Below are 14033 nucleotides of genomic sequence, written 5' to 3'. Positions count from 1 at the left end.
TTCTCGGTGGCCATGTGCGCGCTGCTTGCCGGCGCATCGATCGGTTTCGCCCACGCCCAGGCGGGCGGCGGTGGAGCGGGCGGAGCCGGCGGAGCGGGCGCAGGCGGAACCGGCGGTGCAAGCGCTGGCGCTGGCACGGGCGGTACTGGGACGGGAGGTGCCGGTGCGGCTGGCACTGGGGCCAGCAGCGGCACAACGGGCACGGGCGGCTCCGTAGGTGCCGGAAACAACGGCGGGACCAACGCCGGGCAAGGCGGACCTCAGAACGTTCGTCCGGGCCGGAGCCAGGATCCCACCGGCCGCTGATCATCGTGACCGAGGCCTAACAAGGACAAGGAGGCTGCCGGGTGCTGCCCGGCAGCCTCTTTGCTTTTCCCGCGCCCGAGTGTCGCACGCATGGGCTCGAAGAAGCGGGCGACACACGTGCCGTCATTGCGAGGAGCCTTGCAATCCAGAAGCGTTCGCGGAGACAATCTGGATTGCTTCCGCCTTCGCCGCTACCAAGACCACCGCGATCCAATCAGCGAATTATTGAACATCGACAGCAATGACGGATCAGAGGAAGAGGACCACGTCAGTTTGGTCTCGTGCTCTTGATGCAGCGCACGGCCTGGGAGGTTGCCCTGGGACACGCGGCCAAAACGACAACGGGGCCCGCAAGGGCCCCGCAAAGATCTTTGGCGCTGCGCCGATCTTACTTGATCTTGGCTTCGCGGAATTCGACGTGCTTGCGCGCGACCGGGTCGTACTTCTTCTTGACCAGCTTGTCGGTCATGGTGCGCGAATTCTTCTTGGCGACGTAGTAGAAGCCGGTGTCGGCCGAGGACACGAGCTTGACCTTGATGGTGACCGCTTTGGCCATGTTCTGAACCTCAGAATATCAGGGGAATCTGGAGCCGGCCAAACGGCCCGCGTTGGCCCGCAACCTAGCCAGAAACAGCGGGAAGTCAAGGTTTCAGGGCGCAGAAACCGCTCAAATCGGGCCCATTAGGCCTCGAAGAACCGGTTTTTCGGCCGCGGCAGGCCCAGATTCTCCCTCAAGGTGGGCCCTTCATAGTCTTTGCGGAAAATCCCGCGCCTCTGCAGCTCCGGGACCACCTTGTCGACGAAGTCGTCGAGGCCGGCGGGCAGGAACGGGAACATGATATTGAAGCCGTCGGAGCCGCGCCCGACCAGCCATTCCTCCATCTGATCGGCGATGGTCTTGGCCGTGCCGACGAAGGACAGGCCGCCATAACCGCCGACGCGCTGGACGAGCTGGCGCACGGTGAGCTTCTCGCGGGCGGCGAGATCGACCAGACGCTGCCGGCCGCTCTTGCTGGCATTGGTCTCGGGGATCTCGGGCAGGGGGCCGTCGGGATCGAAGCCGGAAGCGTCGGTGCCGAGGATGACGGAGAGCGAGGCGATGGCGCTGTCGTAGTGCACGCGGCTGTCGAGCAGAGCGCGCTTCTCCTTGGCTTCATCAACGCTGTCACCCACGACGACGAAGGCGCCGGGCAGGATCTTGAGGTGCTCGGGGTCGCGGCCGATCTTCTCCATGCGGCCCTTGATGTCGGCATAAAGCTTTTGACCGTCGGCGAGGCTGCCGCCGCCGGTGAACACGGCTTCCGCAGTCTCGGCGGCGAGCTGCTTGCCGTCTTCGGAAGCGCCGGCCTGCACGATCACCGGCCAGCCCTGCACGGGGCGGGCAATGTTGAGGGGGCCACGCACCTTCAGGTATTTGCCCTTGTGGTCGAGCATGTGCATCTTGGCGGGATCGAAGAACAGGCCGCTCTCGACGTCGCGCACGAAGGCATCGTCGGCGAAGGAATCCCAGAGGCCGGTGACGACGTCGTAGAATTCCCGGGCGCGCTTGTAGCGCTCGGCGTGCTCCATGTGATCTTCGAGGCCGAAATTCAGCGCCGCGTCCGGGTTCGAGGTGGTGACGATATTCCAGCCGGCGCGGCCGCCGCTGAGATGGTCGAGCGAGGCGAAGCGGCGCGCGACGTGATAGGGCTCGTCGAACGTGGTCGAGCCGGTCGCGATCAGGCCGATGCGCTCGGTGACCGCCGAGAGCGCCGACAGCAGCGTGAACGGCTCGAACGAGGTCACGGTGTGGCTGCGCTTGAGCGCATTGATTGGCATGTTCAGCACGGCCAGGTGATCGGCCATGAAGAAGGCGTCGAACTTGCCGGCCTCGAGCTTTCGGATCAGCGTCTTGATGTGGCCGAAGTTGAAATTGGCGTCGGGCCAGGCCCCGGGATAGCGCCAGGCGCCGGTGTGGATGCTGATCGGGCGCATGAACGCGCCAAGCTTGAGTTGCCGTTGTGCCATCGCCCGGTGTCCTTCTTCATTGTCGTTCGGAAAGACATAGGTGCGGACGGGAACTCCGCCATTGGGGGAACGCGGGAAGAATTTTTTGTTTTTCGCAGCTCTCTCAGCATGTCATTCCGGGGCGCGCCTCTTGGCGCGAACCCGGAATCCATCGAACGGCGGATGAATGGATTCTCAGATGCGCAATTGCGCATCGTAGCGCCCGTAGCCCGGATGGAGCGCAGCGCAATCCGGGAAAGTCTCTCCGCGATGGAGATGCCCCGGATTTCGCTTACGCTCCATCCGGGCTACAAGAGCCCTTAGCTCAAAATGTCCTTCTGCATCTTGCCGCCGTAGAAATGGAAGAACGGCACCGGCGCGTCGTGGCCGAGCGGGCCGGTGGCGAGGCGGCTGTCGAGCTCGTTGAGGACGTTGCGCGTCATCGGATGCAGGTCGGCGAGCGGCTTCGAGCCGAGCTCGACCCAGACCAATTCGACCAGCTCGGCATCGGCATGGATCACGCCCTCGACGCGGTGGGTGATCGCGGAGGCATCGGCGGTGAAGAAACGCGTGTCGAAGCGCTTGACGCGGCCGGGCGGGGTGATCGCGCGCGCGATCAGGAACAGGCCGGAGGGATCGGGCAGTAGGCCGGCATCGGCGAACGGCTTCCAGGGGCCGTCGAGCTTCGGCACCTTGCCTTCCGCCTTGCGGCCGAGGCAGAGGCCGGTCTCCTCGCAGGCTTCGCGGATCGCGGCAATGGCGAGCGATTTGGCGCGCGAGGCCGGCGTCTTGGGGCTGCCCTTGGCGAGATTGGCCTCCAACTCCGCGGTGATCGGAGCGGCACAGGGCACGCGATAATCGGCCTTGTCGACGCGGCCGCCGGGAAAGACGAATTTCCCGGGCATGAACACCACCTTGTCGTGGCGCTTGCCGACCAGCACTTTCGGAACGGCGCCGCTGCGGTCGACCAGGATCAGCGTCGCCGCATCCTTCGGGCGGAAGTAAGGATGATGATCGGCTTCCTTCTCCTCGTGGACCCTGGTCTTTTCCTCGGCCTGCGAAATATCGGTCATGTCCTCACCCGAACTGTTCTTTTATTTGCTTACACAGGCGGAATACCATCGGGCGGATTGTCGTCAAACCCGTGCATGCGCAGAGCCCATTGCAAGCCGACCACAGCTCCCTTCACGGGCTGCAAAAGCGCGAGCGAGGCGACGAAGGTGAAGGGCAGATAGGCCGCGAAGCTGATCCAGACCGGGGTCGAATAATTGGTCTCGATCCAGAGGATGGCCGGCACCACGACGTGGCCGACGATGACGATGACGAGATAGGCGGGCAGATCGTCGGCGCGGTGCGGGGTGAAGTCGAGGCCGCATTTGGCGCAATGATCGGCGGTCTTCAGGAAGGCGCGGAACAGCTTGCCTTCGCCGCAGCGCGGGCAGCGGCCGCGAAAGCCGCGCTTCATTGCCGTCATGACATCGCGCTTCTCGACGAGGCCGCTCTCGCGCGTCCAGATTTTTGGGGCCGTCCTCATCGTCACCACGCCTTGCCCTTCTTGCCCTTGCCTTTGTTCTTTCCTTTGGCCTTCTTCCCCTTGCCGGACTTTTGCTTCTCCGGCTTGCGTTTTCTCTCCGGGCTGCGTCCGGGATGCGCCTTGGACGACTTGCGCTGCGGACGCAACGGCCTGCGCTCGCGCGGGCCGCTGTCGCTCTCCGACGACAGTAGCTCGAAACGCAGCGCGCCAGCGATGGGAGCGGCCTCGATCAGGCGGACGTCGACGACGTCGCCGAGCTGGTACATGGTGCCGCTGCGGGTGCCGACGAGGGCATGGCGGCCCTCGTCATAGTTGAAATATTCCGTGCCGAGGGATCGGATCGGGATCAAGCCGTCGGCGCCGGTCTCGGAGAGCTTCACGAACAGGCCGGCGCGGGTGACGCCGGAGACGCGGCCCTGGAAGCTGGCGCCGATGCGGTCGGCGAGATGGTGGGCGATCAGGCGGTCGACGGTCTCGCGCTCCGCCTTCATGGCGCGCCGTTCGGTCAGCGAGATATGCGCGGCGACTTCGCTTAAGGTTTCCGGCGTCTCGCTGTCGGGCAGGGCGCCTTCGCCGAGCCCGAGCGCACGGACCAGCGCGCGGTGGACGACGAGGTCGGCATAGCGGCGGATCGGCGAGGTGAAATGCGCATAGCGGCGCAGGTTCAGGCCGAAATGGCCGTAATTCTCCGAGGAATATTCAGCCTGCGCCTGCGCGCGCAGCACCACCTCGCTCACCAGCGGGTAATAGTCGTGGCCTTCGAGCTGAGCCAGCACGCGGTTGAACGTGGTGGGGCGCAGCGCGCCCGACTTGGCGAAGGGAACGTCCAGCGTCTCCAGGAATTCTGCGAGCGCGTGGACCTTCTCCAAGGTCGGCTCGTCGTGCACGCGGTAGATCAGCGGGAGCGATTTCCTCTCCAGCATCTCGGCCGCGGCGACGTTGGCGAGGATCATGAGCTCCTCGATCAACTTGTGCGCATCGAGACGCTCGGGGACGACGACGCGATCCACCGTGCCGTCGCTCTTCAAGAGGATCTTGCGCTCGGGCAGGTCGAGATTGAGCGGATCGCGCTCGTCACGCGCGCGCTTGGCGCAGGCATAGGCGGCATAGAGCGGCCTCAGGATCGGATCGAGCAGGGGGCCGGTGGTGTCGTCGGGCCGGCCGTCGATCGCGGCCTGCGCCTGCGCGTAAGCGAGCTTGGCCGCCGAGCGCATCAGGATGCGATGAAAACTGTGCGAGCGCTTGCGGCCGTCGGGGCCGAGCACCATGCGCACGGCGAGCGCGCCGCGCGGCTCGCCCGGCACCAGCGAGCAGAGATTGTTGGAGATGCGCTCGGGCAGCATCGGCACGACGCGGTCGGGGAAATAGACCGAGTTGCCGCGATCGAGCGCGTCGCGATCGAGCGCGGTGCCAGGCCGGACGTAGAAGCTGACGTCGGCGATCGCGACGTTGACGATGAAGCCGCCCTTGTTGTTGGGATCCGGATCGGGCTCGGCATGCACCGCGTCGTCGTGATCCTTGGCGTCGGGCGGATCGATGGTGACGAGCGGGACGTCGCGCCAGTCCTCGCGCCCCTTCAGGTTGGCCGGCTCTGCCGCTTCCGCCAAGCGCTCCGCAGCGGAGGAGAACTGCAAGGGAATGTCGTGCGCGTAGATCGCGATCAGGCTGATCGCCTTCTCCGACTTGACCGAGCCGAGCTTCTCTTTCACCCGGCCGGAGGCGAGGCCAAAGCCGCGGGTGCGGACGATGTCGACGCTGACGAGGTCGCCATCCTCGGCGCCGCTGGTGTCGGTCTTGGCGATGTTCAGCTCGCGGTCGGCGAACTTCTTGTCGACGGGGACGAGCCGCCCGCCGCCCTCGGGCAGGCTGCGGAACACACCGAGGATGCGGCTCTTGGCCTTGTCGATGACCTTGATGATGCGGCCGCGATAGGCGGGACCTTCGTCATCATCGCTGCGCTCGACGCGCAGCAGCGCGCGGTCGCCTATTCCGGCCGCGGTGCCGGGCTTGGGCCGGCGCGGCATCTCGATGAGGATTTTTGGCGGCTCGCCGTTCTCGACTTCGTCCCATTCGGCGGGGGAGGCGATCAGCTCGCCATCGGAGTCGCGGCCGGTGACGTCGGCCAGCAGCGTCGGCGGGAGCGCGTCCGGCTCGGAGACCTTGTGGCGCTTTTTTTTGATAATGCCGTCGTCGGCGAGCTCGCGCAGCATGCGCCTGAGCTCGGCGCGATCGGCGTTCTTCAGGCCGAACTCGCGCGCAATTTCGCGAGTCCCGACCTTTCCTGGATTTGCCTTGATGAAGGCGACGATGGCTTGCCTGTCGGGAAAGCCACGGTCTTTCTTTGGTTTCACTTAACCTCTAATTCTTGCCGGCACTCTTCTTGGCCGGAGCCTTGGTGGCGGCTGCCTTGGTCGGCGACGTCTTTGCGGTCGACGGCACGGCGGCGCGCGCCTTGCTGGTGGATTCGGATTTGGATTTGGCCGCGGCTTTCTTCGCAGCCGGCTTCTTCGGCTTCGGTGCGGCGTCCTCGCCGTCCGCAGCCTTCTCTACGCTCTTCTTTGCCTTGGCCGGCTTGGCAGTCTTCTTGGCCTTGCCGCCGCCCTTTGCGCCACCTTTGGCCGCGCGCTCGTCGATCAGCGCGATCGCCTGCGGCAGCGTGATCGTGTCCTTCTCGAACTCGGCCGGAATCGTTGCGTTGACGCCGCCGGCCGTGACATAGGCGCCGTAGCGGCCGCTCTTCACGGTAACGGCGCCGAGCGTCGGATGATCGCCGAGCGCCTTGCCGGGATCGGCGCCGAAGCGGCGGCTCGGACCCTTGGCTACCTTCTCGGCGATCAGCGTCACCGCGCGGTTGAGGCCGATGTCGAACACCTCGTCGCCGGCTTCCAGGCTCGCATAGGTCTTCTCGTGCTTCACGAACGGCCCGAAGCGGCCGAGGCCGGCGGTGATCGGCTGCCCGGTTTCCGGATGCTTGCCGATCTCGCGCGGCAGCGACAAGAGCTTCAGCGCGAGCTCGAGATCGACGTCGCTGGGCGAGGTGCCCTTGGGGATGCCTGCGCGTTTCGGCTTCTCGCCTTCCTCATAATCCTTCTGCTCGCCGAGCTGGATATAGGGGCCGAAGCGGCCGGCCTTGACCCAGACATCGCGACCCGTATCGGGATCCTGGCCGAGCGATCGGTCGGCGGTCGTCTCGCCGTCGGCAGCGAGCTGGCGGGTGTAGCGGCACTCCGGATAGTTCGAGCAGCCGACGAAGGCGCCGAACTTGCCGGCCTTGAGATTGAGGCGTCCGGTGCCGCAGTTCGGGCATTGCCTGACGTCGCCGCCATCGGCGCGCGGCGGATAGATGTGCGGCCCCAGCATCTCGTCGAGCACGTCGAGCACCTGCGCGACGCGCAGATCCTTGATGTCGTCGACGGCGCCGATGAAGTCGCGCCAGAAATCCTTCAGCACCTGCTGCCAGGAGATCTCGTTGTTGGAGATGCGGTCGAGCTGCTCCTCCAGCGCGGCGGTGAAATCGTATTCGACGTAGCGGCTGAAGAAGCTCTCCAGGAACGCGATCACGACGCGGCCCTTGTCCTCGCCGTGCAGGCGCTTCTTCTCCAGCTTGACGTAGCCGCGGTCCTTCAGGACCTGCAGGATCGAGGCATAGGTCGAGGGACGGCCGATGCCGAGCTCTTCCATGCGCTTGACCAGCGAGGCCTCGGAGAAGCGCGGCGGCGGCTCGGTGAAATGCTGGGTGACGGACAGGCTCTGCCGCTTCACGGCCTCGCCCTGGCTCATGGCGGGGAGGCGGCGGGAATCCTCGTCCTCCTCGTCGTCGCGGCCTTCCTGGTAGAGCGCGAGGAAGCCGTCGAACTTGACGACCTGACCGGTGGCGCGCAGCTCCAGCGTGCGGCCACCTGCCTTCGCCGCGATGTCGACGGTGGTACGCTCGAGCTCGGCGGATTCCATCTGGCTGGCGATGGTTCGCTTCCAGATCAATTCGTACAGCTTGGCCTGATCGGCATCGAGCCTGCGGCTCATGCTGTCGGGACGGCGGGAGAGGTCGGTCGGGCGGATCGCTTCGTGCGCTTCCTGGGCGTTCTTGGCCTTGGCCTGGTACTGGCGCGGCACGTCCGGCACGTAGGCGTTGCCGTAATCCTCGCCGATCACCTTGCGCGCCTGGGTGATCGCCTCGGGGGCGATCTGCACGCCGTCGGTACGCATATAAGTAATGAGTCCGGTGGTCTCGCCGCCGATGTCGATACCCTCATAAAGGCGCTGGGCGATGCGCATGGTGTGCGCCGGCGCAAAGCCGTATTTGCGGCTGGCTTCCTGCTGCAGCGTCGAGGTGGTGAAGGGCGCCTGCGGATTGCGCCGGGCCGGTTTTGCGTCGACCGCAGTGACCGCGTAGGTGGCGAGTTCCAGCGCCTTCTTGAAGTCTTCGGCTTCCGCGCCGGTGCCGATATCGAGGCGCTGGATCTTCTTGCCGTCGGCGCCGACGAGACGGGCCTCGAACGCGTCGCCCCGCGGGGTGAGCAGGGTCGCGATCAGCGACCAATATTCGCGCGGCACGAACTTCTCGATCTCGAGCTCGCGGTCGCAAACGAGGCGCAGCGCCACCGACTGCACACGGCCGGCCGAGCGGGCGCCCGGCAGCTTGCGCCACAGCACGGGGGAGAGGGTGAAGCCGACCAGATAGTCGAGGGCGCGGCGCGCCATATAGGCGTCGACCAGCGCGCCGTCGATCTCGCGCGGATGCTTCATCGCCTCGGAGACGGCCTGCTTGGTGATGGCGTTGAACACCACGCGCTCGATCTTCTGATCCTTCAGCGCGCGCTTCTCCTTCATCACCTCCAGCACGTGCCAGGAGATGGCCTCGCCCTCGCGATCGGGGTCGGTCGCGAGAATCAGGCGCTCGGCGCCCTTCAGCGACTTGGCGATATCGTTGAGCCGGCCGGCCGCCTTGGGGTCGACCTCCCAGATCATCTTGAAATTGGCGTCGGGATCGACGGAACCGTTCTTCGCCGGGAGATCGCGGACATGGCCGAACGAGGCCAGAACCTCATAGGACGAGCCCAAATACTTGTTGATCGTCTTGGCTTTCGCCGGCGACTCCACGATGACGATATTCATGTAGTTCCAGTAACTTACGGGAAAATCTTGGGCCGAAAACGAAAGGATTCGGGTCGGCCGTTTCGAACCGAACATGGGTGGTGAGGCGGTCGCTGTCAAATCGTGGGGTGTTGAAAGCCGCCGCAATGGGAAAAGTTTCATATCGAGAAAGTTGCAAAATACCACCTTGGAGTTGCGGTTGATGTGGGCGTAATGTCCTGTCGGGGCATGGATTCGGGTGGGGTCTGGTGACTAGGCCAGGAAAGAAACGGGCGCGCGCTGGGTCAGGCGTGCCGGGGGGCTCGCGCATCGAGGAACCGGGGGAGGGCGGCGCGGACGAAGCCGTGGCCTTCATCGCCGAGCAGACCGGGGCCTTACGCAAGCTGGCCGAGCGCCACAAGCTGGACGTGCTGCATTATCTCTTAGGGATGACGCAGCTCGAGGCCGACGAGCACCTGCGGCTGCGGACCAGGCGCAAGCTCTCGTGAGAGCGCGCTCATTATCTACCCCGTCATCCTGAGGCGCGAACGGCGCGATGCTTGGCATCGCGCCGGGAGCCTCGAAGGATGCACGGCCCCGCTGACGCCGCCGGGCCGGCGCCCTTCGAGGCTCGTCCTGCGTTGCAGGACGAGCACCTCAGGGTGACGGTGATAGATATGTATCAACGCCGTCATCGCGAGCGCAGCGAAGCAATCCAGAGTCTTTCCGCAGAGGCAGTCTGGATTGCTTCGCTGCGCTCGCAATGACGGTGCGGTGCCGCTTGGGACTATCACGCCGACCGCCTCCGCGGCGCCGGCCGTGGCTTCAGCGTGGTGTCGCCAGGGCTGAGCAGGCGGCCGTCCTCGGCGTGCATTTCGAGCTTCTTCACCGGGCGGCCTTTTGCGCGGTCGACCAGGATGGTCGCGATCTCTTCGGGGCGGTCGTCGAACTCCTCGCTCCATTGCCGCAGCGCGACCAGGATCGGGAAGGTGCCGCGGCCCTTCGGCGTCAGCACATATTCTTGATAGGCGCTGCCGTCGGAGGCGGGGGCGGTCTCCAGAATGCCGTGGTCGACCAGCGATCGCAGCCGCGCCGCCAGAATGTTCTTGGCCATTCCGAGCTTGTTCTGAAACTCGCCGAAGCGGCGGACGCCGAACAGCGCCTCGCGGATGATCAAGAGCGACCACCAGTCGCCGAGCGCATCCAGCGACCGCGCGATCGGGCAGGCATCGCCGGCAAAGCTCGTCCGTTTCACCATTTTCGTTCGTCCTGTCGCGTTCGCACGGCCAGCGCCGATCACGCGCTTGTGTGGTTGCATTATAAAACCGAATGGCCTAGATGGCAACTTAGTTTCATCATGCAACTACTGGAGGCGAGCGTGAGACTGAAGGACAAGACGGCCCTGATCACCGGCGGCAATAGCGGCATCGGCTTGGCAACGGCAAAACTGTTCGTGGCGGAAGGCGCTAAGGTGGTGATCACCGGGCGCAACAAGGAGACGCTGGCGGCGGCTGCGAAGGAGCTCGGGCCGAACGCGCTTGCGCTGCCAGCCGACGCGACGGATATCGCGGCGACGGAAGCGGCGATCAAGCAGGGCGCGGAGAAGTTCGGCAAGTTCGACATCGTGTTCGCCAATGCCGGCATCGCCGGCGGCACGCCGCTGGGATCGGCGACACCAGAGGTGTTCGAGAAGGTGATCAGCACCAATCTGACCGGCGTGTTCTTCACCGTTCAATCCGCGTTGCCCTATCTCAACGACAACGCCTCGATCATCCTCAACGGCTCGGTGATCTCGGTGCTCGGCATTCCCGGCTACTCGGCCTATGGCGCGGCGAAGGCCGGCGTGCGGGCGATGGCGCGGATCATGGCTTCAGAACTGTCGCCGCGCGGTATCCGCGTCAACGTCGTCGCGCCCGGTGCGATCCGTACCCCGATCTGGGGGCCCGCGACCGCGACGCCGGAAGCCGAGAAGGTGTTCGAGAAGCGGATCGGGCTGATGACGCCGCTCGGCCGCCTCGGTGAAACGGATCACGTTGCTAAGACGGTGCTGTTCCTCGCCACCGATGATTCCGCGCATGTGCAGGGGCAGGAAATCTTCGTCGACGGCGGCGCGGTGGCCTCCCCGAGCGGCGCGCCGATCTATCGCGGCTGATCAAATCAAGCGCAAATTGAAGCGGCCGGCGCAGTGTGGTTGCGCCTGCCGGTTCCTCCGTCTTGAGATGCATTGACGAGGCGTTGAACCTTCGCGCAAGCTGAAAAGACCTTGCTATGGGCAGGGGACAGACTCACTATCTAAGGGAGTCGGTCATGACAAAAGCGGCCCGTATTTTCGCGTCGATTTCATCACCGCGCGTTTTCACTGAAAGATCTGCCGTTCCGGCTAGGCGTTCCTCAACGTCCGAGTTCGTTGGCGTAACATTGTTCTCCGGGATCGGACTGTTCGTCTCGCTCGTTGCCGTGATCCTGGGCATGCAAGGCGTCTGGTTCTAGAGCGGTTCACGAATTTATTGAATCGGAAGGGATTCCGGATCTGGGGCGAATATGATTCAAGATGCTGGCTGGGCTGGAGGCCAGCATCCCATGGTCCGACCAATTTCCAACGATTTACGTAAGCGTGCGGTATCCGCGGTTGCCAAGGGTGAGAGCTGCCGTTCTGTGGCGGCACGGTTTGGTGTTGCGGTCTCGTCGGTTGTGAAGTGGTCGCAGCGTTATCGAACGACCGGCTCGGTAGCGCCTGGCAAGATGGGTGGTCACCGCAAGCCTGTGCTTGATCCGCACCGCGCCTTCATCGTCGAGCGGATCACTCAGACGCCGCACCTGACGCTGCATGGTCTGAAGGCGGAGCTGGCTGCCCGTGGGGTTAAGGTCTCACACAATGCAGTCTGGCTGTTCCTGCGTCGGGAAGGGCTGCGGTTCAAAAAAAACACTGTTCGCGCTCGAACAGGCTCGCGCCGACGTCTCTCGTAGGCGCCAGCGTTGGCGGTCCTGGCAGACCGGACTTGATCCGGGCCGGCTCGTCTTCATCGATGAGACCTGGATCAAGACCAACATGGCCCCCTTGCGGGGCTGGGGCCCCAAAGGGGCACGCCTGCGCGGCTTCGCCCCGCACGGGCACTGGCGTACCCTCACATTCCTCGGCGCACTCCGCCACGACCAGCTCACCGCCCCCTGCGTCTTCGATGGGCCGATCAACGGCCAATGCTTCCGCGCTTACGTGAAGCACCTCCTCCTTCCGACCCTGCGCGAGGGCGATATCGTCATTCTCGACAATCTCGGAAGCCACAAGTCGAGAGCCGTCAGGCAGATGATCAAGGCGGCTGGCGCCAGGCTCTGGTACCTGCCGCCATACTCGCCCGACCTCAATCCGATCGAACAGGCCTTCTCCAAGATCAAACATTGGATGCGGCAAGCTCAAAAGCGCACCATCGAGGACACTTGGCGCCACATCGGTCACCTCGTCCAGGACATCCAGCCTCGTGAATGTGCCAACTACTTCGCTAACGCCGGTTACGCTTCAATCAAAATGTGAAATGCTCTAGGGTTGGCAGAACGCACGAGCCCGTCGATCAGCCGCCGCAGATGATCCTGCGGCGACCGATGACGTCGATACGCTCTCAGGCCGCGCGCAGGCTGGTTGCGGCTTCAAGCGCGCCGGCGATCGCCTTCTCGCGGTGCTCCGGCCCGACCTGGATGCCGTCGGCCGGGATGAATTCGATGTTGGTGATCCCGATGAAGCCGAACACCCAGCGCAGATAGGTTTCGAGATGCTCGCCGGCTGCGTAGGGCGTCTCGGCGCCATAATAGCCGCCGCGTGAGATCGCCACGATCACGCGCTTGCCGCCGGCGAGCCCCTCCGGCCCGGCCGCGCCATACTTAAAAGTCTTCCCCGGCACCAGGATGCGGTCGATCCAGGCCTTGAGCTGGCTCGGAATGGTGAAGTTGTACATGGGCGCACCGATCACCACGATGTCGGCGGCGAGAAACTCCTCCAGCGCCGCGGCGCTTGCGGCAAGGTCCGGTCCGAGCTCCGCCGGCGCGGCGGCGCCTTGCGCGGCGGCGAGGTGCGAGCCGGAGAGGTGATCAAGCGGCGTCTCGGTCAGGTCGCGGTAGACGACCTCGAGCGAGGGCGCCGCCTGCCGCAGCCGGTCGACGATGGCGGCGGAAACCTGCCGGCTGACGGAGTGGGGGCCGAGCACGCTGGAGTCGATATGGAGGAGTTTCATGTGGGATCACCCTGGTATAAGTTTGTAACCAGCGCTACATGAGTGACTATCGAAATCCCCGCAAGAACGCACTTTTTTGAGCCATGGGCACATCACTGAAACCTGCGAACACCGAATTGCCTGCTCCGCCGCGGCCAAATCCGACGCCGGATCCAAGGCCCATGCCGGATCCCAGCCATGCGGACTGCCGTGGGGTCGCCTCCGTGCTGTCCCGCGTCGGCGACAAATGGAGCGTGTTCGTCATCATGATGCTGAGCGACGGACCGAAGCGCTTCAACGAGCTCAAGCGCATGATCAACGGCATCTCGCAGCGGATGTTGACCCTGACGCTGCGCGGCCTTGAGCGCGACGGCCTTGTCACGCGCACGATCTTTCCGACCATCCCGCCGCGGGTGGACTATGAGCTGACCGATCTCGGCCGCGGTCTCGAGCAGCCGGTGAAGGCGCTTGGCGAGTGGGCCATCGCGCATCTGGAGCAGATCGAGGCTGCGCGCACGAAGTTCGACCAGCGTAACGAGGGCTGAAGCGGAGCATGTTGCGAGGTCGATTTTACCCTCCCCTGGAGGGTAGGGCTATCGCATTTGAGAGCTTTTCCCTGCAGCCATCCTTCGAGACGCCCGCTTTGGGCGGGCTCCTCAGGATGAGGGCGGAGTGCGCGGCAGCAGTTTCAACGAGCACTGACGCTGATTAGCCTCATCCTGAGGAGGCGCGTAAGCGCCGTCTCGAAGGACGAGGCGTGCGCGCAGGCCGACGTCACAAGTCATATGCGATAGCCCTGCCCTGGAGGGGAGGGTCGATCGCGCGAAGCGCGAGCGGGGTGGGGTGATCTCTCAACACGGACAGTGTTGGATGTGGAGAGACCGTCACCCCACCCCGTCTCACATTTCGCTGCGCTCAATGTGAGCCGACCC

13 protein-coding genes are annotated in these 14033 nt (G+C 64.7%); 5 read left to right on the top strand and 8 right to left on the bottom strand.

Annotation, left to right across the window (positions count from 1 at the left end; translation table 11 throughout):
- Positions 1–694: 694 nt before the first annotated feature.
- The 6 genes from rpmG to topA form a co-directional block, all read right to left on the bottom strand.
- A complete protein-coding gene (gene rpmG, locus N2604_RS25650; RefSeq protein WP_007603295.1) occupies positions 695–862 on the bottom strand; it encodes a 50S ribosomal protein L33 in 168 nt (55 codons plus the stop codon).
- Positions 863–987: 125 nt separating this feature from the next.
- The gene (locus N2604_RS25645) at positions 988–2313 is read right to left on the bottom strand and encodes an LLM class flavin-dependent oxidoreductase (RefSeq protein WP_260370935.1); all 1326 of its coding nucleotides are present in this window, start codon (positions 2311–2313) and stop codon (positions 988–990) included.
- A 299-nt stretch (positions 2314–2612) separates the two neighbouring features.
- The gene (locus N2604_RS25640) at positions 2613–3365 is read right to left on the bottom strand and encodes an NUDIX domain-containing protein (RefSeq protein ID WP_260370934.1); all 753 of its coding nucleotides are present in this window, start codon (positions 3363–3365) and stop codon (positions 2613–2615) included.
- Between the two features lie 29 nt (positions 3366–3394).
- The gene (locus N2604_RS25635) at positions 3395–3835 is read right to left on the bottom strand and encodes a DUF983 domain-containing protein (RefSeq protein WP_260370933.1); all 441 of its coding nucleotides are present in this window, start codon (positions 3833–3835) and stop codon (positions 3395–3397) included.
- Positions 3829–6177 (bottom strand): ribonuclease R, encoded by a 2349-nt coding sequence (gene rnr / locus N2604_RS25630; RefSeq protein ID WP_260370932.1) that lies wholly within the window; start codon positions 6175–6177, stop codon positions 3829–3831. The genes N2604_RS25635 and rnr overlap by 7 nt, the downstream gene beginning before the upstream one ends.
- Before the next feature lie 7 nt (positions 6178–6184).
- On the bottom strand, positions 6185–8941 hold the full coding sequence (gene topA / locus N2604_RS25625) for a type I DNA topoisomerase (RefSeq protein WP_260370931.1): 2757 nt from the start codon (positions 8939–8941) through the stop codon (positions 6185–6187).
- Between the two features lie 227 nt (positions 8942–9168).
- On the opposite strand from topA, the gene N2604_RS25620 reads away from it, so the two are divergent.
- Positions 9169–9408, top strand: a complete 240-nt coding sequence (locus N2604_RS25620; RefSeq protein ID WP_260370930.1) for a hypothetical protein — start codon at positions 9169–9171, stop codon at positions 9406–9408.
- A 281-nt stretch (positions 9409–9689) separates the two neighbouring features.
- Here N2604_RS25620 and N2604_RS25615 read toward each other — a convergent pair whose 3' ends face one another.
- Positions 9690–10157 (bottom strand): helix-turn-helix domain-containing protein, encoded by a 468-nt coding sequence (locus N2604_RS25615; protein WP_260370929.1) that lies wholly within the window; start codon positions 10155–10157, stop codon positions 9690–9692.
- A gap of 120 nt (positions 10158–10277) precedes the next feature.
- Between N2604_RS25615 and N2604_RS25610 the strand changes: the two genes are divergently transcribed.
- The 3 genes from N2604_RS25610 (at position 10278) to N2604_RS25600 (ending at position 12428) form a co-directional block, all read left to right on the top strand.
- Positions 10278–11051: an SDR family oxidoreductase gene (locus tag N2604_RS25610; RefSeq protein ID WP_260370928.1), complete on the top strand. Its 774-nt coding sequence runs from the start codon at positions 10278–10280 to the stop codon at positions 11049–11051.
- Positions 11052–11206: 155 nt separating this feature from the next.
- Positions 11207–11389, top strand: coding sequence for a hypothetical protein (locus tag N2604_RS25605; RefSeq protein WP_260370927.1), 183 nt, complete (start codon positions 11207–11209; stop codon positions 11387–11389).
- 90 nt (positions 11390–11479) lie between these two features.
- Positions 11480–12428, top strand: a protein-coding gene (locus N2604_RS25600) for an IS630 family transposase (protein WP_260370926.1) whose coding sequence is annotated in 2 segments (ribosomal slippage) — positions 11480–11815 and positions 11817–12428 — 948 coding nt in all. Because the reading frame shifts where the segments join, the coding sequence is not laid out codon by codon here.
- A gap of 85 nt (positions 12429–12513) precedes the next feature.
- Here N2604_RS25600 and N2604_RS25595 read toward each other — a convergent pair.
- Positions 12514–13122 carry an FMN-dependent NADH-azoreductase gene (locus N2604_RS25595; protein ID WP_260370925.1) on the bottom strand — a complete coding sequence of 203 codons (609 nt, stop codon included), beginning with the start codon at positions 13120–13122 and terminating at the stop codon, positions 12514–12516.
- 83 nt (positions 13123–13205) lie between these two features.
- Here N2604_RS25595 and N2604_RS25590 point away from each other — a divergent pair, with 83 nt between their 5' ends.
- Positions 13206–13646 (top strand): helix-turn-helix domain-containing protein, encoded by a 441-nt coding sequence (locus N2604_RS25590; RefSeq protein ID WP_260370923.1) that lies wholly within the window; start codon positions 13206–13208, stop codon positions 13644–13646.
- Positions 13647–14033 lie beyond the last annotated feature (387 nt).

Origin of the sequence: Bradyrhizobium sp. CB1015 (assembly GCF_025200925.1) — a bacterium.
GTDB lineage: Bacteria > Pseudomonadota > Alphaproteobacteria > Rhizobiales > Xanthobacteraceae > Bradyrhizobium.
Note: the sequence above shows the minus strand (reverse complement) of the source record. Positions and strands in the feature narration are given on the sequence as shown.

Coding starts and splice junctions, on each gene's coding strand:
- N2604_RS25595 (WP_260370925.1), bottom strand. CDS start 13,122: ATGAAACTCCTCCATATCGACTCCAGCGTGCTCGGCCCCCACTCCGTC.
- topA (WP_260370931.1), bottom strand. CDS start 8,941: ATGAATATCGTCATCGTGGAGTCGCCGGCGAAAGCCAAGACGATCAAC.
- N2604_RS25640 (WP_260370934.1), bottom strand. CDS start 3,365: ATGACCGATATTTCGCAGGCCGAGGAAAAGACCAGGGTCCACGAGGAG.
- N2604_RS25590 (WP_260370923.1), top strand. CDS start 13,206: ATGGGCACATCACTGAAACCTGCGAACACCGAATTGCCTGCTCCGCCG.
- N2604_RS25645 (WP_260370935.1), bottom strand. CDS start 2,313: ATGGCACAACGGCAACTCAAGCTTGGCGCGTTCATGCGCCCGATCAGC.
- N2604_RS25615 (WP_260370929.1), bottom strand. CDS start 10,157: ATGGTGAAACGGACGAGCTTTGCCGGCGATGCCTGCCCGATCGCGCGG.
- rpmG (WP_007603295.1), bottom strand. CDS start 862: ATGGCCAAAGCGGTCACCATCAAGGTCAAGCTCGTGTCCTCGGCCGAC.
- N2604_RS25605 (WP_260370927.1), top strand. CDS start 11,207: ATGACAAAAGCGGCCCGTATTTTCGCGTCGATTTCATCACCGCGCGTT.